Source organism: Mycobacterium sp., assembly GCF_002863225.1.
Classification (GTDB): domain Bacteria; phylum Actinomycetota; class Actinomycetes; order Mycobacteriales; family Mycobacteriaceae; genus Mycobacterium.
In genome coordinates, this window is sequence record NZ_PKEK01000039.1 from 197,780 (window position 1) to 221,350 (window position 23,571).

At 66.3% G+C, this 23,571-nt stretch carries 21 protein-coding genes and 1 pseudogene; 11 read left to right on the top strand and 11 right to left on the bottom strand.

Annotation, left to right across the window (positions count from 1 at the left end; genetic code table 11):
- The first annotated feature begins 182 nt into the window (after nt 1-182).
- Nucleotides 183-1,034, top strand: coding sequence for an alpha/beta hydrolase (locus CYU59_RS10080; protein WP_292988743.1), 852 nt, complete (start codon nt 183-185; stop codon nt 1,032-1,034).
- Here CYU59_RS10080 and CYU59_RS10085 read toward each other — a convergent pair.
- From CYU59_RS10085 to CYU59_RS10105, 5 genes are all read right to left on the bottom strand, one after another.
- The gene (locus tag CYU59_RS10085) at nt 1,031-1,915 is read right to left on the bottom strand and encodes a formate/nitrite transporter family protein (protein ID WP_292988745.1); all 885 of its coding nucleotides are present in this window, start codon (nt 1,913-1,915) and stop codon (nt 1,031-1,033) included. The genes CYU59_RS10080 and CYU59_RS10085 overlap by 4 nt on opposite strands.
- A 26-nt stretch (nt 1,916-1,941) precedes the next feature.
- Nucleotides 1,942-3,012, bottom strand: a complete 1,071-nt coding sequence (locus CYU59_RS10090) for an acyl-CoA dehydrogenase family protein (protein ID WP_292988747.1) — start codon at nt 3,010-3,012, stop codon at nt 1,942-1,944.
- An 18-nt stretch (nt 3,013-3,030) separates the two neighbouring features.
- Complete coding sequence (locus CYU59_RS10095; RefSeq protein WP_292988749.1) at nt 3,031-3,567, bottom strand: OsmC family protein; 537 nt, start codon at nt 3,565-3,567, stop codon at nt 3,031-3,033.
- A gap of 285 nt (nt 3,568-3,852) precedes the next feature.
- A complete protein-coding gene (locus CYU59_RS10100) occupies nt 3,853-4,461 on the bottom strand; it encodes a TetR/AcrR family transcriptional regulator (protein ID WP_292988751.1) in 609 nt (202 codons plus the stop codon).
- 47 nt (nt 4,462-4,508) lie between these two features.
- Nucleotides 4,509-5,078 (bottom strand): helix-turn-helix domain-containing protein, encoded by a 570-nt coding sequence (locus CYU59_RS10105; RefSeq protein ID WP_292988753.1) that lies wholly within the window; start codon nt 5,076-5,078, stop codon nt 4,509-4,511.
- Between the two features lie 71 nt (nt 5,079-5,149).
- Between CYU59_RS10105 and CYU59_RS10110 the strand changes: the two genes are divergently transcribed.
- Both CYU59_RS10110 and CYU59_RS10115 read left to right on the top strand, forming a co-directional pair.
- The gene (locus CYU59_RS10110) at nt 5,150-6,082 is read left to right on the top strand and encodes a TauD/TfdA family dioxygenase (protein WP_292988755.1); all 933 of its coding nucleotides are present in this window, start codon (nt 5,150-5,152) and stop codon (nt 6,080-6,082) included.
- A 130-nt stretch (nt 6,083-6,212) separates the two neighbouring features.
- Nucleotides 6,213-6,974 carry an SDR family oxidoreductase gene (locus CYU59_RS10115; RefSeq protein ID WP_292988756.1) on the top strand — a complete coding sequence of 254 codons (762 nt, stop codon included), beginning with the start codon at nt 6,213-6,215 and terminating at the stop codon, nt 6,972-6,974.
- A gap of 10 nt (nt 6,975-6,984) precedes the next feature.
- On the opposite strand, the gene CYU59_RS10120 is transcribed toward CYU59_RS10115, so the two are convergent.
- The 3 genes and pseudogenes from CYU59_RS10120 to CYU59_RS10130 form a co-directional block, all read right to left on the bottom strand.
- Nucleotides 6,985-8,001: an NAD(P)/FAD-dependent oxidoreductase gene (locus tag CYU59_RS10120; protein WP_292988758.1), complete on the bottom strand. Its 1,017-nt coding sequence runs from the start codon at nt 7,999-8,001 to the stop codon at nt 6,985-6,987.
- Nucleotides 7,998-8,507, bottom strand: a complete 510-nt coding sequence (locus tag CYU59_RS10125) for an isoprenylcysteine carboxylmethyltransferase family protein (protein WP_292989048.1) — start codon at nt 8,505-8,507, stop codon at nt 7,998-8,000. The genes CYU59_RS10120 and CYU59_RS10125 overlap by 4 nt, the downstream gene beginning before the upstream one ends.
- A gap of 2 nt (nt 8,508-8,509) precedes the next feature.
- A pseudogene (locus CYU59_RS10130) lies at nt 8,510-9,603 on the bottom strand (3-oxoacyl-[acyl-carrier-protein] synthase III C-terminal domain-containing protein).
- 337 nt (nt 9,604-9,940) lie between these two features.
- Here CYU59_RS10130 and CYU59_RS10135 point away from each other — a divergent pair.
- From CYU59_RS10135 to CYU59_RS10165, 7 genes are all read left to right on the top strand, one after another.
- The gene (locus tag CYU59_RS10135; protein WP_292988760.1) at nt 9,941-10,501 is read left to right on the top strand and encodes a TetR/AcrR family transcriptional regulator; all 561 of its coding nucleotides are present in this window, start codon (nt 9,941-9,943) and stop codon (nt 10,499-10,501) included.
- Nucleotides 10,498-11,076: a TetR family transcriptional regulator gene (locus tag CYU59_RS10140; protein ID WP_292988762.1), complete on the top strand. Its 579-nt coding sequence runs from the start codon at nt 10,498-10,500 to the stop codon at nt 11,074-11,076. The genes CYU59_RS10135 and CYU59_RS10140 overlap by 4 nt, the downstream gene beginning before the upstream one ends.
- Before the next feature lie 72 nt (nt 11,077-11,148).
- The gene (locus CYU59_RS10145) at nt 11,149-12,735 is read left to right on the top strand and encodes an MFS transporter (protein WP_292988764.1); all 1,587 of its coding nucleotides are present in this window, start codon (nt 11,149-11,151) and stop codon (nt 12,733-12,735) included.
- 272 nt (nt 12,736-13,007) lie between these two features.
- Nucleotides 13,008-14,102 (top strand): sulfate ABC transporter substrate-binding protein, encoded by a 1,095-nt coding sequence (locus CYU59_RS10150; protein ID WP_292988766.1) that lies wholly within the window; start codon nt 13,008-13,010, stop codon nt 14,100-14,102.
- A gap of 14 nt (nt 14,103-14,116) precedes the next feature.
- Complete coding sequence (locus CYU59_RS10155; protein ID WP_292988768.1) at nt 14,117-15,916, top strand: SulP family inorganic anion transporter; 1,800 nt, start codon at nt 14,117-14,119, stop codon at nt 15,914-15,916.
- A 35-nt stretch (nt 15,917-15,951) separates the two neighbouring features.
- Nucleotides 15,952-16,983 (top strand): 2-dehydropantoate 2-reductase N-terminal domain-containing protein, encoded by a 1,032-nt coding sequence (locus tag CYU59_RS10160; protein WP_292988770.1) that lies wholly within the window; start codon nt 15,952-15,954, stop codon nt 16,981-16,983.
- Nucleotides 16,980-18,245 (top strand): amino acid permease, encoded by a 1,266-nt coding sequence (locus CYU59_RS10165; protein ID WP_292988772.1) that lies wholly within the window; start codon nt 16,980-16,982, stop codon nt 18,243-18,245. Before CYU59_RS10160 ends, CYU59_RS10165 begins: the two co-directional genes overlap by 4 nt.
- Here the strand turns inward: CYU59_RS10165 and CYU59_RS10170 are convergent.
- From CYU59_RS10170 to CYU59_RS10180, 3 genes are read right to left on the bottom strand one after another with little or no spacing between them, the layout of a single operon-like run.
- Nucleotides 18,235-19,452, bottom strand: coding sequence for a GNAT family N-acetyltransferase (locus CYU59_RS10170; protein WP_292988774.1), 1,218 nt, complete (start codon nt 19,450-19,452; stop codon nt 18,235-18,237). The two genes, CYU59_RS10165 and CYU59_RS10170, sit on opposite strands and share 11 nt — an antisense overlap.
- Nucleotides 19,453-19,484: 32 nt before the next feature.
- Entirely contained in the window at nt 19,485-20,714 is a 1,230-nt protein-coding gene (locus tag CYU59_RS10175; RefSeq protein ID WP_292988776.1) for an acyl-CoA dehydrogenase family protein, read from the bottom strand.
- The gene (locus tag CYU59_RS10180; RefSeq protein WP_292988778.1) at nt 20,711-22,021 is read right to left on the bottom strand and encodes an NtaA/DmoA family FMN-dependent monooxygenase; all 1,311 of its coding nucleotides are present in this window, start codon (nt 22,019-22,021) and stop codon (nt 20,711-20,713) included. The genes CYU59_RS10175 and CYU59_RS10180 overlap by 4 nt, the downstream gene beginning before the upstream one ends.
- A 326-nt stretch (nt 22,022-22,347) precedes the next feature.
- On the opposite strand from CYU59_RS10180, the gene CYU59_RS10185 reads away from it, so the two are divergent.
- Complete coding sequence (locus tag CYU59_RS10185) at nt 22,348-23,553, top strand: LLM class flavin-dependent oxidoreductase (protein WP_292988780.1); 1,206 nt, start codon at nt 22,348-22,350, stop codon at nt 23,551-23,553.
- Nucleotides 23,554-23,571: the final 18 nt, after the last annotated feature.

The window sequence follows — 23,571 nt, forward strand, 5'->3', positions numbered from 1 at the left end:
CCCTGTGCCGTCAGGTGTGCTGTCGATCAGCCGAGATAAAGCTAGCCGAGCAACCAACACGTGCCGGCCACGGTGAGGTCACAGAGCGACATCGGAAGTCGCGCAACAGACGACGCGCAGTCGTACGGTAAGACCATGTCTGACGACGTTGCGCTGCCGAACACATCCATCGGACAACTGCGATGAACGCGACCGAGTGGATCGCCCAGAACCACACCTTGATCAGCAGGCGTGGCCACAGCATCGCCTACCGACGGAGCGGCACCGGCCCGACCGTGCTTCTGCTGCATGGGTTTCCGACCTGGTCCTACGACTACGCCGAGTTGGCCGACGACCTGTCCGCTGACCACGACGTGCTCACCTTCGACTTTCTCGGCTACGGCGCCTCGGACAAGCCCGATCACTATCGGTATTCGGTGACCGAATCCGCCGACACCGTCGAAGATCTCGTCGCGCACCTCGCCGTCACGTCCGTGCGCCTCGTCGTTCACGACTACGGCGGCATCGTCGGGCAGGAACTCGTCGATCGCGCCAACCACGGCCGATTGCCCTTCGCGATCGACGACGTCACGATCCTGAACAGCGGCATCGTCTACAGCGCCTACCGGCCCACCCGGATGCAGAAATTGCTCATCCTGCCGGTGATCGGCAAGCTGCTGGCCGGCCAGGTCAGTGCCGGCCGGATCCGCTCCGCGCTGGATGCGATCCGCGGAACCCCGTTGAGCGACAACGAGTTCGACGATCTCTGGCTGGGCATGTCCAAGGACGACGGACACAAACGGTCGCACCTGTTGATCAAGTACAACACCGAGCGGGCGACCCACCATGAGCGATGGGAGGCGGCGCTGGCCGCCTGGCCGGGTCCGCTACATCTGGTCTGGGGACTCGACGACCCCGTGTCGGGCCACCACGTTCTCGAGCAGGCGGTGAAGGTCCTGCCGCGTGCGGTGGTGACCGAGTTGCCCGGGGTCGGCCACTACCCGTCGTCGGAAGCGCCGCGAGCGGTGGCCGCAGCGGTGCGCAACCGCCGTTAGCGCCCCGTTTCCTGCAGCTTGGTGACCAGAAAGAACGGCACCGCCACGAACAGCGTGCCGCCGATGAGGTTACCGAGCGTCGTGATCGCGATGTTGGTCAGCAGACCGTGTGCACCCAGACCCCACGTCAACGCCGTGTGCGGCGCCTCGGGATGAAATGCCGAGAGTAGCAACGGCAGTCCGAGGAAGCCGATGTTCGCAATGACGTGCTGGGTGGCTCCGCTCACGAACGCGAATGGCCCGTAGAAGGCGAATCCCATGCGGGCGACGTCGGTTCGGGCCTTGAAGAACAGGCACATCGAGGTCTGCAGGAACCAGGTGCACACCACGGCCAGCAGGATCGCGGTCAGGGTCGGTTGTGATGTCTTGGCGGCCGCCACGACTGCGGCGCGTTGGGCGAACGCACCCAGGTACGGGCCGCCGGCTGCGGCGCAGACGGCCACGAAAGTCAGTGCGCCGACGCAGTTTCCGATCATTCCGATCACCAGCAGGCGCAGATAACCGATCAGCGTCAGCCGTCGCTGCAGCAGGGCTATCGCGCCCGCTGCCATGTCGGCGGTGATCAGCGACATGCCTGACACCAGGATCAGTGCGAACGACATTCCGAACGCCAACCCCATCAGCAGGCTCGCGATACCCGGCGTCGACACTCCGGTGCTTGCCACCAGCGACAGCAACACCCCGAATGCGACCATGGCACCGCCGACCAGTGACCGCACCAGGAAACTCCAAGGATGCGCAGCCTTTTCGATGGCTGAGTCAGCGACTCGCGTCGTCATCTCGCCGATCGTGAACAGCTCGAACGGATCACGGACGTTTGGTGCATCGGACGTCGAGGTCGGCGGCTCGGCGCCGTTGACAGTGAGGGTGGTCACGGACACGGTTGTCTCCCGGTGAGTTGTTGTCATCAGCGGCCGGTGCGCAGTTCCCAGCGGAGCTGGGCCTCTGAGGGGGATTGCACCGGTATGAATGCGGCTTCGCGGAATCGGCGGCTGGCGTCGGTGCGGCGCGCGTATCCCTTGCCGCCGGCGGTGCGGATTTCCAGGGCTGCTGCGGTGCTGACGGTGTCGGCTGCGGCCAACCGCAGCGTCAGCAGATCGTGCTTCGTGGGCGTGCTCGGGCCGCCGACAGCGGCGGCGAATGCCGTCACCTGGGCTTCGATGTCAGCCAATTCAGCTGTCAACGAACCGAATTCGGCCTCGAACGCAGAGTTGACCCCGCTGAGGCTGGGCTCGACCTCGTCGAGGCACCGCCGTGCCAGACCGACACACATCGCCGACTGCAGCACCAGAAACGTCGGGCGGACGCGGCTGAGGAACTCGTCGACGTCGCGGCTCAGAATCTGGTTCTCGCTGATGAAGACGTCGTCGAGTTTCAGGAAGGACGACGCCGTGCTGCCGAGCGCGAGCAGCTCGAAGTGGTTGCCGATCGTGACGCCGTCGGTGGCCAATGGCAGTGCGACCACCAGCTTTTCGCCGGACTCGGTTTGCGCTGCGGTCACCATGATCGAATCGGGATACAGGTTGCTGGCCCAGCGCAACGTGCCGCCGAGCCGGTAGCCGCCGTCCGTCGGCGTCGCGGCCAGTTCGATCGAGCCGCAGCCCGCGGCATCCTTGAAGGCCGAGGCCATACCCGTGACACCCAGCGGGCCGCTGCCGGTCAGATCGGCGACCGCGCTGAGCGACCACGGTGTGGCCGCCGCGGACAAATACTCGACCGTCATGCGGTGTGCCCACACCGAGAAGGCCGTCGACAAGCAGTGCCCCGCGACTTCGGCTATCACCGCGGCCATCTGCGGCAGCGCACCCTCGTTGTTGGCGGGTGCTCCGAGTGCGAGCAACCCGCTACTGGCCAGCAAGGCCAGGTTGCCGCGCGTGTCGCGGTCACCCTCGTCTAAATCTGTTGCACTGCGGGCGATCTCGTCGAGGATGTGGGGCGCCAGGATTGCGGCCCGCGGCTCCGTCAGCTCGGTGGTCATCTCGGTCCTCGCCTCCGCTTATTCGACGGTCAGGGTGGAGTCGACCGTCGCCGGTCGCCGCAACGTGTTGACCACGGGGGACCAGTGAATGGCGTTGTCGTGGATCTCCTGCAGCACGTCGGCGCCCGCGTCGCCGGCCAGCACGACTTGGCTGCGGACAGCGGTGAATCCGGGGACCTTGTCGTCGGGAGTGTCACCGACGCCCCACACCGCCGAGATGTCGATGTCACCTTCCATGGCGACCTCGATCTTGGTCAGCGTCACGCCGCGGTGGGTCGCGTTGGCCAGCAGGCCGACCGCGATGCAAGAACCCAGCGCTGCCAGGACGGTTTCCGACGGGTTGGGTGCGGCGTCGTCGCCCAGCAGCGCCGGCGGTTCGCCGACCAGCATCGGCGCCAGGTCACGAACGTAGGTGAGATTGCGAAAGTTGGATTCGCACACCGTCTTTGCCTTGAGGGTCTTCTTGCCGGTGGTCGGGTCGGCTTTGGCGTTACAGGAAAGACGATCGAGCCCGGCGGCGTCGATCGTGATGGCTTGGCCAGAGAAGGTGGTCATGGGTGCCGGCTCCTTGAAGTTCGTCGATGATGCCCACACGCTGACATAGACAGACCAATCTGTCTATCAGGACGTGGCCCGGGTGTGCGGGTAACCGGGCGGCCTGCCGCTAGCGCCGACGGCGCACCCGAGGTCGCCTGCACCGGGTGGCAATGAGCTCGACCTGCGGGTTTACCCGGTGATGGTGGGCGAGCTCAGCGCCAGGTGTTGTCGCTGTTCGCACCACGGCCGATGAGCGGTCCGCGCCGTCGGCGATGGAATCGTGGTGATTCGAACGCTGCGGCCTCAGGGCCGAGCGGCGCGTGCCCGGGCTATCGCGTCGTCGGCAAGGTCGCGGCCGAACCGGATCGGCTCGACGGACTGCTCGACTTTGGACGCCACCAGGGCGCCGTCGTACAGCAGCTGGATCTGTCGGGCCAACGGCTCTGGCCGACGGATGCCGGCCGCTTTGAGCAGTCCGTCCAGTGTGGATCGAACCCATTGCCGGTGTTCGTCGATGGGCTCGAAACGGACCCCGGGGAATTCGGATGCCGCGCTGGTGTAGAGGCAACCGGGGAAGTCGTGTCTCAAGCCTTTGGCGTGCGCCAAGTCGAAGAACGTCAGTGCTTGCGCGACGGGATCGTCGACGCCCTCGACCGCCTGCGCGAATCGATGACGATCAGCGAGGTCCAGTTCGGCCAGGTAGGCGATCACCAGTGCGTCTTTGGAGCCGAAAGCGCTGTAGAGACTGGCCTTGGCGCAGTCGGCTTCGCGCAGGATCCGGTCGATGCCGATGGCGCGAATCCCGAATCTGCCGAACAGGTCCGTTGCCGCCGCGAGCAGGCGATCGGCTGGCCGCGGAGATCTGGCTCGGTCGACGACGGCCGCGTCCGTCTCGTCGCCCGCGGTCTGCATGAGAGCCAAATTTAGCAGAACAGACAGAGGGGTCTGTCCGGACGCAACTAATCAGCGGCGACGATCTTCGCGATCTGCTCGCCGACCGCTGCGCGAATCTCGGAGTCGTCGAGATCCTGCAGCCCGAACGCGACCCGCAACGTCGGCCCCAGCAGACCCCATCCCACCTGCAGTGCCATGCCGTGCGCGGCCAGCAGTCGCGCCGTCCTGTCATCGGTGTGCCCGGCCTGCACCTGTTTGAGGAACGCCTCCATGCCCGGGAAGCGCTGCTGGAGCTCCTCCACGGGAAAGCCGTCGAGGGTGGAGCGGACCATCACCCGCGCCTGGAATTCGTAGGCGGCTTCCAGCTGTGCCGGCGAGGCCCCGGATGCGCGCAGGGCGGCGGCGGAGTCGGCGAGATGTTGCAGTGTCGCACCCAGGAGTTGCCGTTTGCTGCCGAAATGGCGATGCAAGAGGCCGTGGTTGACGCCGGCCCGAGCCGCGACCTCACGTATCGACGTTGCGGCTGGGCCCTTCTCGGCGAACAACGTGCTGGCCGCTTCCAGGACTGCCGCGCTGACCTCGTCTTTGCCCATTGGCTTCGCCGTGGTCGAAACCGTTGCTTCCGCTGTAGCCATCTGTGTACGTTAACCGATATCGATCGGTGTAGACAGCCGCCTACACCCAAAAACTCGAAGAGGGAGCAGTAATGAGTAGTGACCTACGCGTGGTGAAGCTGGGCGAGAACATCGGGGCACGCATCGATGGGGTGCACCTGGGTGCTGTCGGTGCCGAGACCGCCGAGGCAATCAATCAGGCGCTGGTCGCTCACAAGGTGATCTTCTTCCGCGGCCAGACGCACCTCGACGACGACTCGCACTACGAATTCGCCGAAAGCCTCGGCGTGCCCACCACCCCGCACCCGACGCTGAAGTTCGAGGGCAGCCGCGTCATGCGCCTGGAGGCCATCGGCGGCGGCGGCGCCAACCAGTGGCACACCGATGTCACGTTCGTCGACCGTCCGCCGAAGGCTTCGATTCTGCGTGCCGTCGAGTTGCCGCCGTATGGGGGCACGACCACCTGGGCCTCCACCGTTGCCGCCTATCAACAGCTCGCGCAGCCGCTCAAGGACCTCGCGGAAAACCTGTGGGCCGTGCACGACAACGCCTTCGACTACGCCCAGATCGACCCGGCCAAGCTGGCGGCGGCCGAAGCCGACCCCGAGGCCATTCTGAAGTACGCGTCCCAATTCCACTCGACTCACTACGAGACGCAGCACCCGGTGGTCCGGGTGCACCCGGAATCGGGCGAGAAGTCCTTGCTGCTGGGCTCGTTCGCCAAGGCTTTCGTCGGGCTCAACGGTGCCGAGTTCCAGTCCCTGTACAGGATTTTCCAGGATCGAATCACGTGGCTGGAGAACACCATTCGGTGGAATTGGGAGCTCGGTGACGTGGCAATCTGGGACAACCGGTCAACGCAGCACTACGCCGTGTCCGATTTCGGCAACCAGCCTCGCGAGGTGCGCAGGATCACCCTCGCCGGCGACATTCCGGTCAGCGTGCACGGAGAGCGCAGCCGCGTGGTGGCCGGCGACGCCAGTGACTACTCGATCGTCGACACTCCCAAACGGCTTGTCGCATAACTGAGTCCGCAGACGCGTGCGCCGCCGAGAGTGCAGCTAGCGAGATGTTTCCCGAGAAGGGCTCTCGCTAGTTGCACTTTCGCGAGTCGAGTCGAGTCGGTTGCTCCTGCAGCGATGAGAGGATGACCTGATGGGATTGCTCGACCAGAAGACCGCGGTCGTCACCGGCGCCAACTCCGGCATCGGGCTGGCCACCGCGGAGCGGTTCATCGCCGAGGGCGCCGAACGGGTCTTCATCACCGGCCGTCGCGAGCCCGAACTGAGCGCCGCTGCAACCCAACTGGGTCCGCACGCGGTCCCGGTTCCCGGTGACGTCGGAGCACCCGGCGACCTAGACCGGCTCTACGCCGAAGTCGCCGCTGCCGGCCGGGGGCTGGACATCGTGGTGGCCAACGCGGGGACGACGAGGGTCGCGCGACTGGGCGCGATCAGCGACGACGATCTCGACGCCCTGCTGACGACCAACGTCAAAGGCGTCGTCTACACCGTGCAGAAGGCGCTGCCGTTGCTCAACGACGGCGCGTCGATCATCCTGATCGGTTCGACCACGGCCGACCGCGGGCGCCCGGGGCTGAGCATCTATGCCGCGTCCAAAGCCGCCGTCCGATCACTGGCGCGCACCTGGGCCAATGAGCTCGCCGACCGCGGCATCCGGGTCAATGTCCTCGTCGCCGGGTCGACCGCCACCCCGGGCAGCGACAATCTGGCCGCGCAGACCAACCCGAACCTCACGGTCGAGGAATTCCGCGCCGGCCGCATCTCGACGATCCCGCTGGGCCGTTTCGCCGAACCCGTCGAGATCGCCAACGCCGCGGTGTTCTTGGCCAGCGACCTGTCCAGCTTCACCACCGGTTCGACGATCGACGCCGACGGCGGCTTCAATCAGGTCTGACCCGAAAATGTTATTGGGCAAGTAGATTGACGACACCGGAGAACACTGCCGGTAACGCCGCGGCGGCCGGGACGATACGTGACCGGGCCGGACCATAGCCGCTGGCGTGAAGTAGGGCGGCCGTCAGCATCCGGTAGCGCCGCGTCAGGTGACGCCACCTTCGGTCGTAGTCGCCCGGTCGCCCGGCGAGTACGCATTCCACCAAGGCCTCGGCCGCGCCGAAGGCCAAGCCGAGTCCCTCGCCGGTGAGTGCATCGACGTAACCGGCGGCATCGCCGACAAGCAGCACCCGGCCGGCCGTCCGGCTCGAAACCTTCTGCCGCAGCGGGCCGGCGGCCCGATCCGGCTCGTGCGGCCGACCGTCGATGCGGGCCCGCAGCTCGGGGAATTCGTCGAGGTGACAGTCGAATCCGCCACGGCGCGAGCTGAGCAGCGCCACCCCGACGCAGTCATCGGCGACCGGTGTCACGTAGGCCTCGGCGCCGTCGGCCCAGTGCACCTCGACGTGATCGGACCACGGCGCGGTCTGCACGTGGCGGCGGATCCCCCAGCGGCGCGGGCCGGGGCTGGTCTGCTCCAGCCCCAGCGATTTGCGGATGGGGGAGTGCAGGCCGTCCGCCGCGGCGAGATAGCGCGCGTGCCAACGCCCGGCGTGAACCCCGCCGGCGTCCTGGCTGATTTCGCGTACCTCGTCGCAGACGATGTCGACACCGGCTTCGACCGCCGCGTCGATCAGGGCGCTGTGCAACACCGTTCGGCGCACCCCGCGGCCGGCACCGCCTTTGAATTGCGCGTCGACGTGGTGGTCGCGGTCCCGGTAGCTGATGCCGCGGATCGGCTTGCCGATCGGCTGCACATCGAGTCTCTGCAAGTGACGCAGGGTATGCGGCATCAAACCCTCACCGCACGCCTTGTCGATGGGCCCGCGGCGTCGCTCGGCGACCACCACGTTCAATCCCGCTCGCGCACCGTGGATCGCGGTGGCCAGTCCGGCCGGCCCGCCACCGACCACCAGGAGATCAATCACGAAAGGCTCGCCAACGCGGCGTTCTCGACCCTGATCCGCTTACTGAGCAGCCAGCCGTTGAGCATCGAAAAAACCAGTGCGGTAACCCATCCGGTGTGTACGAGCGGCAGTGCCGCACCCTCGGCAATGACGGCCACGTAGTTCGGATGGGGTATCAGCCGGTAGGGGCCGCCGGTGATGCGTGCGGCACCCGGAATCACGATGACGCGGGTGTTCCACTGATAGTCCAGGGTCGTGATGCACCACCAGCGCAACGCCTGCGCCGCCAGAACCACGACGAACATCGACCAACCCAGAGTTGGAATGAAGTGGCGGTGCAACACAACCGGCTCGACCAGGCAGCCGACCAGCAGGCTGAAATGCAGCGCCACCATGGCCGGGTAGTGCCCGGCGCCGAATTCGACGCCGCCATGTGAGGTGCTGACGGCGCGATTACGTTCGGCCACACGGACTTCGAACAGCCGCTCGAACGCGACCGCGCCGACGAGCAACGCATACCAGATCATCATCACCGCCAGCGCAGCATGACGAGCTCGGAGCAGAACCCGGGGCCCATCGCCAGCATGATGCCGGGGCTGCCGGCGGGTGGCTGTTTGGCGATCGTGTCGCGGAAGACGTGCAACACCGACGACGAGGAAAGATTGCCGACCTCAGCCAGCGATCGCCACGTCAATTCCAATGCGTCGTTGCGCAATCCGAGCGATGAGACGATCGCTTCGATGACCTTGGGGCCGCCCGGATGGCTCACCCAGGCACCGATATCGCTGATCTCGACGCCGTAGGCGTTGAGTAAGCCCGCGACGTCGTCGGCCAGATACTGCTCCACGACATTGGCGACGTCTGGGGAGAGGATCAGTCCGAACCCGGTGGAGCCGATCTTCCAGCCCATGGTGTCGCGTGAATCCGGGTAGAGGTGACTGCGCGAGCCGAGGACCTCGGGACCGCGAGCGCCGATCTGCTCGGCCCGGCGTTCACCGACCGCAACGACGGCGGCCGCGCCGTCGCCGAACAACGACGTGCCGACCAGCGACGCCAACGACGGGGTGGTGGCCGGGAACGTGAGCGAGCACAGCTCCACCGACAGCAGCACCGCGACGTCGTCGGGTGCGCCGCGCAGGTAGTCGTTGAGGCGACCGACGCCCGCAGCGCCGGCAACGCAGCCGAGGCCGAACATCGGAACCCGTCGTACATCGGGACGAAGGCCCAGCCGAGTGGCGATGCGCGCTCCAGCGATGGCACCGCGAGGCCGGTGACGGTGGTCGACATCACCACGTCGACGTCCTCGGGCCGCAGGCCGGCCTCGTCGAGTGCGGCGGACAGGGCCGCGCACCCCAGCTGTACGGCGTTCTCGATCCAGATGTCGTTGGCGCGACCGAAGTCGGTCAACCCGGCGTACTCCTCGAGCGGCAGAACCAGGTAGCGGCTGTCGACCTTCGAACTCGCGTGGAACTTGCGCAGCAACTCGCCGTGACCCTCGAACGCCGGCAGCTTGGAGAGCATCTCGGTGATCTCGCTCTGCTCGTAGCGATGTTCGGGCAGCGCGCCCTGAACGCCGGCGATCACGCTGCCGGCCCGGTGGTCCTGAAAAACTCTGCCGCTCAGATCTGCGCTCACTTCTCTGCCCCTTGGTTAGACGACTGGCGTGCCGGCAACGCTGCCGCTGGTGAAGCTGGGAGCTGTCGCGACAACTGTGCCGCGTCAGCCAGGCTTTCGCTCATTCCGAATTGGCCGTGCAGGTGCATCAACACCACCGATGTCCGCAGTGATTCCGGGCGGCGAGGGGGATGTTCGCCTGACATTTTATTGGTAGGTAGCGCAATCATAGGGCCGCCCGTTCCCTCGACATCAACAGCGGATGACTTTTGTCAACGACTGATGACATGAACATACGCGTGGCTCGCGATGTAGTCAACGCCGGATGACATAGAGTTGGTGAGCAATGACAAGGCGACCGCGCAATGCCGCGCAGACCAGGGCCGACATCCTGGACTGCGCGCGACGCCGATTCGCCACCGACGGGTACGACCGGACGACGCTGCGGGCGATCGCGTCAGATGTCGGTGTGGACGCCGCGCTGATCACCCGGTATTTCGGCAGCAAGCAGGATCTGTTCGCGACGGCGACCGACTTCGCCATCGAGCTTCCCGATCTCTCCGATGCCGCGCCCGAGGACATCGCCGACATGTTGTTGCCGCGGTACTTCGCGGTCTGGGAAGACGACCACTCGTTTCTGGCTCTGCTGCAGGCGGCGATGTCCAGTCGGGTAGCCGCGGACAAACTCAACGCAACTCTCGCCCGCCATGTCGCGCCGGTGCTGAAGGCTGCCACTCCCGATCACGATCAACAGCGCATCGCGTTGACGGACGCCTTCGTGATCGGGCTGGCCGCGACCCGGTCCGTGCTGGGCAACGTGCCGGCAGCCGAGCTCACCCGAGATGAGTTGCGGCAGTGGGCCGCTCCGGTGTTCCGGCGTCTGCTGGTGGGGCCGGCACCGGCATGACGGTCGTCAGGCCCCGCAATGCCGCGCAGACGCGCGAGGACATCCTGTCGGCCGCCCGCCGGCGGTTCGGATCTGCGGGTTACGAGCGGACCACGCTGCGGGCGGTCGCCGCCGACGTGGGTGTGGACGCGGCCCTGGTCATCCGGTACTTCGGCAGTAAGCAGGACCTGTTCGCAGCGGCCGCGGACTTCGAGATCGATCTACCGGATCTGACGGACGTGGACCCCGACGACGTTGCTCTCATCTTGCTGCCGCGATTCTTCGCGGTGTGGGAGGAGGACGAGACATTCCTGGCATTGCTGCGAGCCGCGATGACCAGTCCGCTTGCTGCCGAGACCTTGCGGCGGGTGTTCGCCGAACAGGTGGCGCCCAAGCTGATCACCGCGACCCCGGACAACCCCGTGCAGCGGATCGGTCTGATGGGTGCATTCGTGATCGGTCTGGCGATCACGCGGTACGTGCTGGTCAATCCGCCGATCGCCGATCTCAGCCGCGCGGAGCTCAGCCGCTGGGCTGCTCCGATCATCCGACAGCTCCTGGTGGGTCCGGCGCCGCACGAGCACATGACCCGCTGAGAAACGAGACTGTTAGTCTCTGTTTGAGACGTATCGTCTCAATGCACCGAATCCGCTGGAGGGAGGTGCCTCGTGGCCCACACGCTGACCGAGTCGCGCCGGGACGACGATTTCGCGCTGTCCGGCCTGTCCGCTCGAGCCAGAGTCTGGCTACTCACCGTCGCCTGTTTCGGCGTGCTGCTGGTCATTGCGTCGATGGTGGCGCTGAACACGGCGTTGCCCGACATCGCGATCGCCACCTCGGCCACTCAGACCCAACTCACCTGGGTCGTCGACAGTTACACCCTGGTCCTTGCCTGCCTGCTGTTACCGGCCGGCGCACTGGGAGACCGCTACGGACGGCGGGGTGCGATGTTGGTCGGCCTGGCCATCTTCAGCGCGGCATCTGCAGTGCCGGCCGTCCTGTCGGATCCGATGATCGTCATCGTCTCGCGGGGGGCGGCCGGTGCGGGCGCGGCACTGATCATGCCCGCCACACTGTCGTTGATCACCGCTGCTTATCCAAAGGATCAGCGCAACAAGGCAGTCGGCATCTGGGCCGGCGTGGCCGGGTCGGGCGCGGTCATCGGGATGCTCGGCTCCGGTGGCCTACTGGCCTTCTGGTCGTGGCACTCGATCTTCTGGGCGTTCGCGGGTGCGGCGCTGACGATCTTCCTGCTGACGCTGACCATCGCGAGTTCGCGTGATCCCGAGGCGCATCCGCTGGACTGGCGGGGCGCGGTCGTCATCGGCGGCGCGGTCGCGACGCTTGTCTTCGGCATCCTCGATGCGCCCGCCCGTGGCTGGACGCATCCGCTGGTGCTGACCAGCATCGGTGTCGGGCTGATACTCAGCCTGGCTTTCGGCTTCGTCGAAGTGCGGCAACGTTATCCGCTGCTGGATGTGCGGCTGTTCGCGGTTCCGGCGTTCGCCACCGGCGCGGCCACCATCACAGTCTTCTTCCTGTCGATGTTCGGCTACATGTTCCTGCTCATGCAGTACATGCAGTTGATCCTCGGCTACAGCCCGAACAAGACGGCGATTGCACTGACCCCGATCATGGGCCCGATGCTGCTGCTGTCGGTGCTGTCGTTCTGGTATCTGCCCCGATTGGGCCTGCGGGTGGTGGTGTTCAGCGGATTGATGCTGATTGCGACCGGGTCGCTGTGCATGCTCGGTATCACCGCGGGTTCGCCCTACTGGCGGGCAGCGTGGCCGATGCTGGTGATGAGCGTCGGTATCGGATTGTGCACCGCGCCAACGACATCGGTGATCATGGCGACCGCTCCCGACGACAAGCAGGGCGTCGCGTCGGCGGTCAACGACGCCAGTCGGGAGATCGGTGCCGCGTTGGGGATCGCGCTGGCCGGATCGATGCTGGCCGCGCAGTACGCGAAGACGTTGGCTCCCAACCTGATCGGTTTTCCCAAATCCGTCGGCGACGCCGCCTCGACCTCGCTGGGCCAGGCGCTGGAAGTGTCGCGACGGCTCGGGCCCGCAGGGACCCGACTTGCCGAAGTCAGCAAAGTGGCCTTCATCGACGCCATGCATTCATCGCTATTGGTGCTGGGCCTGCTGGTCGCCGTCAGCGCGGTGCTGATCGGCCTGTGGGCGCCGGGCCGCGACGATCAACAACTCCGACCGGTGCGACGGCTCCTGGCGCGTCGACGCCCGAGGTAGTCGCCGCAACCCTGTGCTCCCGTTTGCAGGCTGTGGGAGGCGGTTGTCCGCAGACGCCGCGATTGCAGCAGTGCGTCATTCCTTCGCGAGGCCGTTGATCAGCGAAAACGTTGAGCGTCCAGGCCAATTGCGATCAGGCTGATTTACACAGCTGTCTTTCAGGGACGCCGTCGCTAGGCTCCAAATCCCATAGCTGGCGAGAACGTCCAGCGCCCCGAGCGGCCCATGGCGCGCGACGGCGAACCCCACGAATCCGACACCAGGAGGCGGCTATGACTGAGCCCGCGCCCCCGCCAAAGCGCCGCGGCAGGCTGCCGTTTTCCATATCGAGGCTGAACGCCCTCGGGGTCGTCGCGATCCTTGCCGCGGCCGGCCTGCTCGGCTTTCACAACCTGCACCGCGACGCCTCGCCCAATCAGATCCTCAACGTGTCCTACGACCCGACCCGCGAGCTGTACGCCGCGATCGACAAGACATTCGTCGAGGAGTTCCGCAAAAAGACCGGCGTCACCGTGCAGGTCAAGCAGTCGCATGGCGGTTCGGGCCGGCAGGCCGCCGAAGTCATCAAGGGCCACGAGAAGGCAAGCGTCGTCTCGCTGGCATTGCCCAGCGACGTCGATGCGCTGCGCAAGCGCGGCTTGATCGCCAACAACTGGCAGGACCGGCTGCCGAATCACTCCGTCCCGTACACCTCGACGATCGTCTTCGTCGTCGAGAAAGACAATCCGCGTGGTATCCACGACTGGCCGGATCTGATCAAAGACGGCGTCGACATCATCAGTCCGAACCCCCGCACCTCGGGCAACGGGAAGCTCAGCGTCCTCGCGGCCTGGGGGTCGGTGACCACTCGCGGCGGCAGCGAGCAGGAGGCCACCGACTATGTCAGGGCGTTGCTGAGCCATGTCAAGGTCGCTGACAGCGGAGCCCGAGGCGCCGCCACCACCTTCTCCACCGAGAAGATCGGCGATGTCCATTTGACGTGGGAGAACGAAGCCCTACGAGAAGTGGCGGAGAACAAAGACCAATTCGAGATCATCTATCCGCCGGTCAGCATCCTCGCCGAGCCGGCCGTCACCTGGGTCGACGCGAACCTCAAGGACAAGAAGCTGGCCTCCTACGCCAAGTCCTATCTGGAGTATCTCTACACCGACGAGGCTCAGGAGAAAGTCGCCCAGTACGGCTACCGCCCACTGCAGCCGGACATCCTGGCCAAGCACGCGGATCGGCTGCCACCCATCAATTTGTTCCCCATCACCGCGGTCGCCAAGAGTTGGTACGACGCGCAGGAGAAGTTCTTCGGCAGTAACGGCATCTACGACGTGGTCTCCTCGCCTCCGGCCCGGGTCGCGTCCGCGCTCACGCGGTGAAAGGCGGCGAGTCAATGAGCATCATTACCGACAATCTGAAGAAGCTGAACTACGACGGCACAAAGGCCCGCCGCGACCTGATCGCCGGGCTCACCGTCGCGGCGGTGTCGCTGCCTCAGGGCATCACCTACGCGTTGGTCGCCGGGGTCGACCCGAAGTTCGGCGTGTACTCGTCGATCGTGGTGACCTTCGTCGCGTCGGTTTTCCAATCGTCCTCGCATCTGGTGAACGGCCCGACCAGCGCGATATCGCTGTTGGTGTTCAGTTCGCTGGCGTTCATCGACCAGGAAAACCGGACGGTCTTGTTCGAAGCGTTGTTCCTGCTCGGCGTTCTGGTCGGCACCTTCCAGATTTTGATCGCGGTATTCAAGCTCGGTGATCTGACCCGATATATCTCCGAATCGGTGATCCTCGGCTTCATCCTGTCCGCGGCCGTGCTGATCGCGCTGGGCCAACTCGGCAATGCGCTGGGAGTCAAAGACCAGGGCAACGGCCGGCAGTCGGTGCTGAAGCGCACTTACCTCACGCTGTTCCACGGCGAGCATTTCAACTACCGCGCGTTGGTCATCAGCGTCGCGACCATCGTCCTCGCGGTCGTGCTGCGACGGCTGGTCAAGCGATTCGGCCTGCCCCAGATCGACCTGCTGGCAACGCTGATCGGCGCGGCCGCCATTGCCTACCTGGCCGGATGGGCGACCGAGGATCACACCGGTAAGACCGCGATCACCCTGACGGCGAAGATTCCCCAGAGCCTGCCGCATCCGCACATCCCGTCGGTCCAACTCAACGAGGTAACCCAGTTGGCACCGGGCGCGCTGGCCATCGCCTTCATCGGCCTGCTCGAGGCGCTGTCGATCGCCAAGGCCATTGCCTACGAGAGCGGCCAGAAGATCGACTACAACCGGCAGATCATCGCCGAAGGTCTGGGAAACCTCACCGGCGGATTCTTCCAAGCCGTCCCGGGTTCGGGATCGGTGACGCGTTCACCGATCAACTACCAGGCGGGCGCGGTGACCAGATTCTCCGGTGTCATCGCCTCCATCGGCGTCGCGATCATCGTGCTGCTGTTCGCGCCGCTCCTGCACTACATGCCCCGGGCCGCGCTGGCCGGGCTGCTGCTGATCACCGCGGCACGGTTGATCGACGTCAAGCGAATCAGCTACGCCATCAAGGCGTCACGCTACGACGCGGGCCTGGTGCTGATCACCGCACTCACCGGCGTGCTGGTGGACCTGGACACCGCCGTACTGCTCGGTGTGGCGCTGTCGATCCTGCTGTTCGTGCCGAGGGCGGCCAAGCTCAAGGCGCGGGAGTTGGTCGTGGCGCCGGAGCGGGTGGTTCGTGAGCGGGTGCCGTCCGATCCGTCCGATCCCTCGACGCTCATCTACGACTTCGAAGGTGAGCTGTTCTTCGGTGCCGCACCCGAACTCGAGAAATACCTCGACGAGCTCGGCGCGCGGATCAAAGCCGACAACATCAAGTATCTGGTGTTGCGGCTCAAGCGGGTGCGCCATCCGGATGCCGTCGTGATCCAGCGGATCGAGAAGTTCGTCCGCGATGAAACCGACCGCGGCGTGGTGGTGTTGCTGGCCGGCGTGCAGGCCGACTTGTGGACGCTGTTGACGAACATCGGTTTCGACAAGTGGTTCCCCTCCGATCGCGTCTTCCCGGAAGAGGAAGTGGAATTCTCCGCGACTCTGAAGGCAGTCCGGTACGCCCACGCCCTGCGCGGTTTCGACGAGGCGGGCGACAAGGTCCCAGACGAGGCTGTCGCGACCAACGGGGACGCCAAGCACTACTACTACCTGGTCTGATTCAGCGGGCGCCAGCGCAGAAGTAGGCTCGCCCAATGAGTTCCGATCGCCGGTACATCGTCGTCGGCGCGGGTGCGATCGGCGGGACCGTCGGTGGAGTGCTGACTCGGGCCGAGGTCCCGACGGTGTTGGTCGCCCGTGGTCGGCATGCGGAGACCTTGGCGGCCCGCGGTCTGACTCTGCGCACGCCGGACGGGATCTTTCACACGGCCGTCACCGCGGTGTCAGAGGCCGGACAATTGCGGCTGACGCCCGACGACGTACTGGTGTTCGCTACCAAAACCCAACAACTCGACGCGGCGCTGCAGCAATGGGTCGATCAGCCGGTGCACGGTCCGGACGGCGTCCTGGGCACCGCGGGTGATCTGTTGCCGGTGCTGACTGCACTCAATGGTGTTGTCGCAGAAGAGAAAGCGCTGCGCTACTTCAGTAGGGTCTTCGGCATTTGCGTCTGGCTGCCCGCCGTCCACCTGGAAGCCGGTGAGGTGATCGTCCGTTCGTGGCCGGTGGTCGGTCAGTTACACGTCGGGCGATGGCCGGCCGCGCTGCGCGATCCGGCCGACGACACGCTGCTGCGCGCGTTGGACACCGCGTGGACCGCGGCGGGAGTACGGATCAACGTCGTCGACGATGTCGCGCCGTGGAAATACAACAAGCTGCTGAGCAATCTCGGCAACGCCGTGGGTGCCCTGACCGCGGACGACAACGCCGGTTCCTTGGTGACGTCGCTGCGTGAGGAAGCTCACCACGTATTGGATTACGCGGGAATCGCTTTCGTGCCGTTCGAGGTATCGACCGCGGCGCGGGTCGACGGGCCGACACCCCGGTCGGTTCCGGGCGTCGACAGCGCGGCGAGCAACTCCACCTGGCAGTCGCTGAGTCGCAACACCGGTGACGTCGAGACCGACTTCCTCAACGGCGAGATCGTCCGCATCGCGCATCAGCACGGCATCGAGGCGCCGCTCAACGCCGCGTTGGCGCGGCTGGCGCGCGAAGCGGTGCTCGATGAGGTTGGGCCGGGCCACTATTCGGCTCAGAAGCTGGCCGAACTGGCGGGGCTGGCATGACCGACGGGCCCGACCCGCGGGCCCGATCAGAGCTGCAACGCCGACTCGGCACGGGCGACGCGGTTGTGGTCGGCCTGGGTTCGATGATCGGCGCCGGAATCTTCGCCGTTCTCGCGCCCGCCGCGGCGGCTGCCGGCAGCGCCCTGTTGATCGCTGTCGCGGCTGCGGCGATTCTGGCTTACTTCAACGCGACATCCACGGCTCGCTGCGCAGCCCGCCACCCGGAATCCGGCGGCGCGTACGTATACGGACGCCGGCAGCTCGGTGAGTTCTGGGGCTATCTCGCCGGCTGGGGCTTCGTCATCGGCAAGACGGCGTCGTGTGCGGCGATGGCGTTGGTCGTCGGACTCTACGCCTGGCCGGCGCACGCCCACGCGGTCGCAGTGGGCGCGGTAGTCGTCCTGACCGCGATCAACTACAGCGGCATTCGCAAATCACTGCTCGTGACGCGGGTCATCGTCGCGGTGGTGTTGGCAACGCTGGCCGGCGTCGCGTTCGTCTCGCTGACAGCTCCCCAGGCCGACTGGGGCCGAATCGCCCTGGGCGCCAACCCAAGTGCTTACGGAGTATTACAGGCAACGGGTCTGGTGTTCTTCGCGTTTGCCGGCTACGCGCGTATCGCGACGTTGGGTGAAGAGGTGCGTGACCCGGCTCGCACCATACCCCGCGCGATTCCCGTCGCGCTGGGTATCACGCTGGTCGTCTACGTGGTCGTCGCGATCGCAGTGCTCGCGGTGCTGGGCAGCTCGCGGCTGGCTCAGTCCGCCGCACCGATTGCCGACGCGGTGCGCGCCGCCGGCATGGCCGGGTGGGAGCCGGTCGTACGCTCGGTCGGGGTGCTGGCCGCATTGGGATCTTTGCTCTCGCTGATCCTCGGCGTATCGCGGACGACGTTCGCCATGTCGCGTGATCGCTATCTGCCGCAACAGCTGTCGGCTGTGCATCCCACCTTCGCGACGCCGTATCGTGCGGAGGTCGCCGTCGGCGTCGTCGTAGCGGTGCTGGCCGGCACCGCCGACGTCCGCGGTGCCATCGGGTTCTCGTCGTTCACTGTTCTCGCGTACTACGCGATCGCCAACGCCTCGGCGTGGACTCTCGGCACCAGGATCATCCCGGCACTCGGATTCGCCGGCTGCGTCGTCGTCGCCTTTGCACTTCCGTTCTCGTCGGTGGCGGCAGGCGTGGTCGCACTGCTCGGCGGCACGGTGGTCTACCTGCTGCGCGCAAGGTCTACCGGCGCTCCGACCATTTTTAGAAGATGAACCCCGCGAACGGCGATTCCGGCACCGCGAACAATCGGTCGGCCAGCGCGGTGTCGGCCGGATCGTCCGCGCGGGCCAAGCCGGCCAAAGTTAGATTCCGCCAGGTCGTTCCACCGAGCAGGACGGCGGCGAGCCCTTCGATGCCGATGCGAATCTGTGGAGGCCGGTCGGTACGTTCCGAGCCGTCGCCGCTGATACTCACCGTGATCGAGTTCTCCGGTATCAGCGGGTCTTCGACGGCGAGCGTGACAGCCACTTCGGCGTTGTATCGCCTTGTGGCCAGCACTTTTTCGGCATCGACGATGCGGAGCCAGGTCTCGTCCTGAGTCGCGGTCAGCCGCGCGGCCCGACGGTCGATCAGCAGTGCCGGCAGCGGGTCGTCGGCCGGAAGGATCCAGAACACCACCCGATCGATCAGGTCGAGTCCGAACAGGAAACGGAGCAGGCCGAGATAGCTGTCGGCGGTCGGCGCGAAGAGATCCTCCACCACGATGGTGCGCTGATTGCTGACGAACCACGTGTCGGTGTCGACCGGACGGTAGCGGACGAATCCCGTCTCAGCCCCGGCAGCTCCGCTGACGGCGACATACCAAGCGCCCGTACCAGATTCGGTACGCAGCTGCACACCTTGCCACCATTCGTCGGGCCGGTCGATGGTGCCCGGCCGCGACGGCCGGTTGTCGGCATAGATCCGCGGCAGCCTGTCCCATACGTCCGCGGGGTCCAGCAGGCGCACGGGATCTCCCGGCGCGACGCCCGGACGAAACGCTGCCCGCGCCGTCTGCACTTCCACCGTCTGTGCGAAGCTCGCGACCCCGTAGCCGTACCGCCCGTAGATGGTGGCCTCGGAGGCGCGCAGTGTCGCGACCGACTCGCCACGCGCGGCGACGTCGTGCAACTGGTGACGAACCAGATCGGTGGCGACGCCCCGGCGAGTGAACGACGGCAGCACGCCGATGTGCGTGACCGCCGCGTGGCCGACAGTGGCTCCGCCCGGAAGGGTGAGCCGACTGGTCACGGCGTCCGCGGTGCCGACGAGCTGGTCGCCGACGAATGCGCCGATCGTGCGCCCGGGTTCGAGCAGGCGACTGATCTGCCCGGGCGCGAGGTTGTTCAGCGGCGGAAACCCGATCATGGCTGCGCGGAACACGTTGGCGGCGGCGATCAGGTCGCTTTCGCTGTCGAGCACGCGAATCTCGGTGGTCACCCCGCCATCATGTCCCGTGAAGGTTCGCGCTGTCAGTTGCCCTGGCCGCCGCGACCGAGCTTGGCCAGATCGGGCAGCGGATCCTTGCCGTTGATCAACCAGTCGCCGAGGATGCGCGCCTTGTAGACCCGCGGATTGTGCGACGCCAAGGTGCGGGCGTTGCGCCAATGCCGGTCGAGGAGCAGATCTTCAGACACCCCCGAGGCGCCCAACGCATCGAAGACGGACGTGGTGCTCTGCAGTGCGGCACCGATGACGACCAACTGAGCCTGGGTGACGGCGACGTCGGCGTCGATCAAGGTCTGCCGACCGATCTCACCGGCAAGTCGGTCGGCGACGACTTGGTCGAGAGCGCGGGCCGCCTTCTCCAGAGCGGCTTGGGCGGCGAATGCGTCAGCCGACACCTGGCCGATCACCTGCAGCAGCTGAGCATCATCGGCAGGCACCGCGTTGAGCCCCTGAGGGTAGTTGCGGCGTCGCTGTTGCAGAGCGGCGCTGCCGTCCCGCAGCGCGGCCCGGGCGATTCCGGTCAGCACCGACAGCATGGCGATCTGATAGAACTGCGGCTGGTAGGCGAACCGCTCGGCGACCGGGAACACGTCGCCGCGATCCGCCCGCACCCGAACGTAATTGGCCGAACCGCTGGCCGTCGTGCGTTGCCCGAAACCGGTCCAGTCGTCGGTCAGGGTGACCCCGGGATCATCGGATCGAACCAGCGCGGTCCACAGCTGACCGTCGTCGCCGCGGCCGATGACGTCGAGCCAGTCGGCGTAGAGACTGCCGGTGGCGTAGAACTTCGCTCCGGTCACCACCCAGTGGTCCGCCTCGGCGGTGACGGTCGAGGCGATGTTGGCCAGGGTGCCGTTGTGTGCCTCGGTCCAGCCGCCGCCGACGAATGCGCCGGCCAGAAAGCGTTTGATCCAGCTGTCGTTGGTGTCGGACACCGGTGCGTTGAGGCGGTCTTCGACGAACGCCAGATGGTTGCGCCAGATGTGCGACACGTTGGCGTCGGCCTCGCCGAGATCGGCGAGCAGTGCGAACGTCTGCTCCAGCGATGCCCCGAGTCCGCCGTGCTGCAACGGAATTCGCACAGCGCCCAAACCCGCGTCAATCAGCCACCGCACCTGCTCGTGCGGAAACACCCGGCCACGCTCGCGCTCGACGTTGCCTTCCGCGATGCGGTCGAAGATCGGCTGGAAGCGTGCGCTTAGCACATCGGCACTAGCGGTCGCGGCCCCCAAATACGTTTTGGCACCGGTCATCGCGACTCGTATCGGTTGAGCGGATGCTGAAGGCCCAGATGGTCGCGCAGCGTGGTGCCGGAGTATTCGTGTCGGAACAACCCGCGTTTGCGCAGCAGCGGCACGACCTGGTCGACGAAATCGTCGAATTGGCCCGGCAAGCCGGAGTCACCCAGTACGAAACCGTCGGAGGCGCGGCCGCTGAACCAGTCCTCGATCTCGTCGGCGATCTGCTCCGGTGTACCGGAAATGCCGGCACCCCAGCCATTGACGGTGCGATAGAGGAACTCTCGCACTGTCGGATTGCCGTCCTCGGCCAGCGCGCGGTAGCCGGCGAGTGCGGTCTGATGCGTCTGTGTGGTCTCGGGAAACGCCGACGCGGGCACCGGCCCGTCCAGGTCGGCATCGACAACGTCGACGTCGACCTCCAGCAGCCAGCCCGCCTGGTACTGCGGGCTGAAATACGCGTAGGCGCTGTCCTCGTGACGCCGGACCTCCGCTTCGGTGGATCCGACGATGAACCGCAGGGACGGTGTGATCAGCGGCGGCGTGCGCCGCCCTTCGCGGTGGGCGTCGTCGTGCACCTGCCGGTAGAACTCCTGGGCCCGAGCCATGGTGCCCTGGCCGGTGAATATCACCTCGGCGTGTCGCGCGGCGAATCGTCGGCCTGTCGGCGAGGAGCCGGCCTGGAACAGCACCGGTTGACCCTGCGGCGACCGCGCCGATCCGATCGGCCCGGCGACATCGAAATACTTCCCGTGATGGTCGGCAACGTGAATGTGGTTGAGGTCGTTGAAGATACCGCCGGCACGGTCTTCGACGATCGTGTCGTCGCTCCAGCCGTCCCACAGTTTTCGAACGACCTCGAGCGCCTCTTCGGCGATCTCGTAGCGTTCGTCATGGTCGATCACCCCGCGGGAGCTGAAATTGTCCGCTGCCGCGTGAGCGAAGCTGGTCACGAGATTCCAGCCGGCACGTCCGCCGCTGAGGTGATCCAAGGAGAGCAGCTGCCGGGCCAGCTGGTAGGGCGGCACCAAGGTGGCCGAGCCGGTGACGACGAGTCCGATCGACTCGGTGACCGAGGACAGCGCTGCCGTAGTGGTCAGCGGTTCGAAGTCCTCGGTGGTTTTGTAGGCCCACGTCGCCGGCGGACCGAAGTTCAACCCGTCGGCGAAGAACACCGCGTCGAAACCGCCGGCTTCGGCGGATTGAGCGCGGGCGATGAGCCGCTTCCGGACACCGGCGGGGGTGTTGTCGATGTCGGGGTGACGCCACGGACCGGCGGATCGGGTGTTGCCGAAAGCCAAAAGATGCAGTTCGCGTGGCACGCCCGGCAAAGCTACTCGACTCCGGCGGTGTCGCGGGTGGCCGCGGGTCGCCGGAAACAGCGCGGGTAGGCCGACCGATCGAGCAAGGCGTTGCGATAACGCCGCGAGTACCCGGCTTGTAATCCCGATGATTCCAACGGCGTCGCGCCTACCTGCTGCTGGCTTGCGTTGGCGCGAATTCGCACGTCAGCAGGCAGCGGTTGACGTCATTAGGGTTTGAGTTGAGTAGGCGTGCACGGTCTGGCACGGCAGGCGTGCCGGAATCGGCGAACGAGCCGGCGTGCTGAACACGTCGAATCTCGAATCCAGAAGAAGGGCAGGGCGCTATGGCTGATCCGTCGACGCCGATCCACCTCGCTGTGGCGCTGGACGGCGCGGGCTGGCACCCGGGCGCGTGGCGCGAACCCGACGCCCGCCCTGCCGAGCTCTTCGAGGCGGGTTATTGGGCCGACCTTGTCGCCGCGGCCGAACGGGGCCTGCTGGACTTCGTCACGATCGAGGATTCACTGGGCCTGCAGTCCGACAACCACTTCGAGCCCGACGACCGCACCGATCGGGTCCGCGGCCGGCTGGACGCCGCGCTGATCGCTGCCCGAATCGCACCGCGCAGCAGCAACATTGGACTGATCCCCACCGCGGCGGTCACCCAGACCGAGCCCTTCCACGTCTCCAAGTCGATCGCGACGCTGGACTACGTCAGCACCGGCCGAGCCGGTGTCCGCGTCCAGATATCGGCCCGGCATGACGTGGCAGATCATTTCGGGCGACGCCCGCTGCCGCGGCTCTCGACAGCGGACCTGGCGGATTCGGCAGTGCAGCAACAGGTCAACGACTACTTCGCCGAAGCCGCCGATTATGTCGAGGTGCTGCGCCGACTCTGGGACAGCTGGGAGGACGACGCCGAGATCCGCGACGTCAGCACCGGCCGGTTCATCGACCGCGACAAGCTGCACTACATCGACTTCGAGGGCCGCTGGTTTTCGGTGAAGGGGCCATCGATCACGCCGCGCCCGCCGCAGGGGCAGCCCGTGGTCGCAGCGCTCGCGCACAGTGCCCCCGGTTACGAACTCATCGCCGCCGGCGCCGACGTGGGTTTCGTGACACCGCACGACGCCACCGAGGCCTCGGAACTCGTCGCGGAAATCGGTGCGCTGCGCCGGGCCGCCGGACGCGAATCGGAAACGGTCCACGTCTTCGGCGAGGTGGTGGTGTTCCTCGACGAGGACGTGACCGCCGCGCAGGCGCGACGGCGTCGCCTCGACGACCTGGCCGAAGCCGAATACCGCAGCGACGCCTATATTTTCACCGGAACGCCCGGCGGGCTGGCCGACCTGCTGCAGGAGTGGCACGCCGCCGGTCTGACCGGATTCCGGTTGCGGCCCGCCGCGCTGCCTCACGACCTGCTGCAGATCACCGACGGACTGGTTCCCGAACTGCAGGGCCGGGGGTTGTTCCGCACCACCTATGAGGCCACCACGTTGCGCGGCCTACTCGGGTTGCCCCGCCCAGCCAACCGCTACGCCGTCGCGTGACCCCAGACGAAGGATCAC

Bases quoted from the DNA above. Each gene is read 5' to 3' on its own strand.
- CYU59_RS10115 (WP_292988756.1), top strand. From the start codon at position 6,213: ATGGGATTGCTCGACCAGAAGACCGCGGTCGTCACCGGCGCCAACTCC.
- CYU59_RS10095 (WP_292988749.1), bottom strand. From the start codon at position 3,567: ATGACCACCTTCTCTGGCCAAGCCATCACGATCGACGCCGCCGGGCTC.
- CYU59_RS10175 (WP_292988776.1), bottom strand. From the start codon at position 20,714: ATGACCGGTGCCAAAACGTATTTGGGGGCCGCGACCGCTAGTGCCGAT.
- CYU59_RS10125 (WP_292989048.1), bottom strand. From the start codon at position 8,507: ATGATCTGGTATGCGTTGCTCGTCGGCGCGGTCGCGTTCGAGCGGCTG.
- CYU59_RS10090 (WP_292988747.1), bottom strand. From the start codon at position 3,012: ATGACCACCGAGCTGACGGAGCCGCGGGCCGCAATCCTGGCGCCCCAC.
- CYU59_RS10165 (WP_292988772.1), top strand. From the start codon at position 16,980: ATGACCGACGGGCCCGACCCGCGGGCCCGATCAGAGCTGCAACGCCGA.
- CYU59_RS10135 (WP_292988760.1), top strand. From the start codon at position 9,941: ATGACAAGGCGACCGCGCAATGCCGCGCAGACCAGGGCCGACATCCTG.
- CYU59_RS10160 (WP_292988770.1), top strand. From the start codon at position 15,952: ATGAGTTCCGATCGCCGGTACATCGTCGTCGGCGCGGGTGCGATCGGC.
- CYU59_RS10150 (WP_292988766.1), top strand. From the start codon at position 13,008: ATGACTGAGCCCGCGCCCCCGCCAAAGCGCCGCGGCAGGCTGCCGTTT.
- CYU59_RS10100 (WP_292988751.1), bottom strand. From the start codon at position 4,461: ATGCAGACCGCGGGCGACGAGACGGACGCGGCCGTCGTCGACCGAGCC.
- CYU59_RS10110 (WP_292988755.1), top strand. From the start codon at position 5,150: ATGAGTAGTGACCTACGCGTGGTGAAGCTGGGCGAGAACATCGGGGCA.
- CYU59_RS10185 (WP_292988780.1), top strand. From the start codon at position 22,348: ATGGCTGATCCGTCGACGCCGATCCACCTCGCTGTGGCGCTGGACGGC.
- CYU59_RS10105 (WP_292988753.1), bottom strand. From the start codon at position 5,078: ATGGCTACAGCGGAAGCAACGGTTTCGACCACGGCGAAGCCAATGGGC.
- CYU59_RS10080 (WP_292988743.1), top strand. From the start codon at position 183: ATGAACGCGACCGAGTGGATCGCCCAGAACCACACCTTGATCAGCAGG.
- CYU59_RS10140 (WP_292988762.1), top strand. From the start codon at position 10,498: ATGACGGTCGTCAGGCCCCGCAATGCCGCGCAGACGCGCGAGGACATC.
- CYU59_RS10155 (WP_292988768.1), top strand. From the start codon at position 14,117: ATGAGCATCATTACCGACAATCTGAAGAAGCTGAACTACGACGGCACA.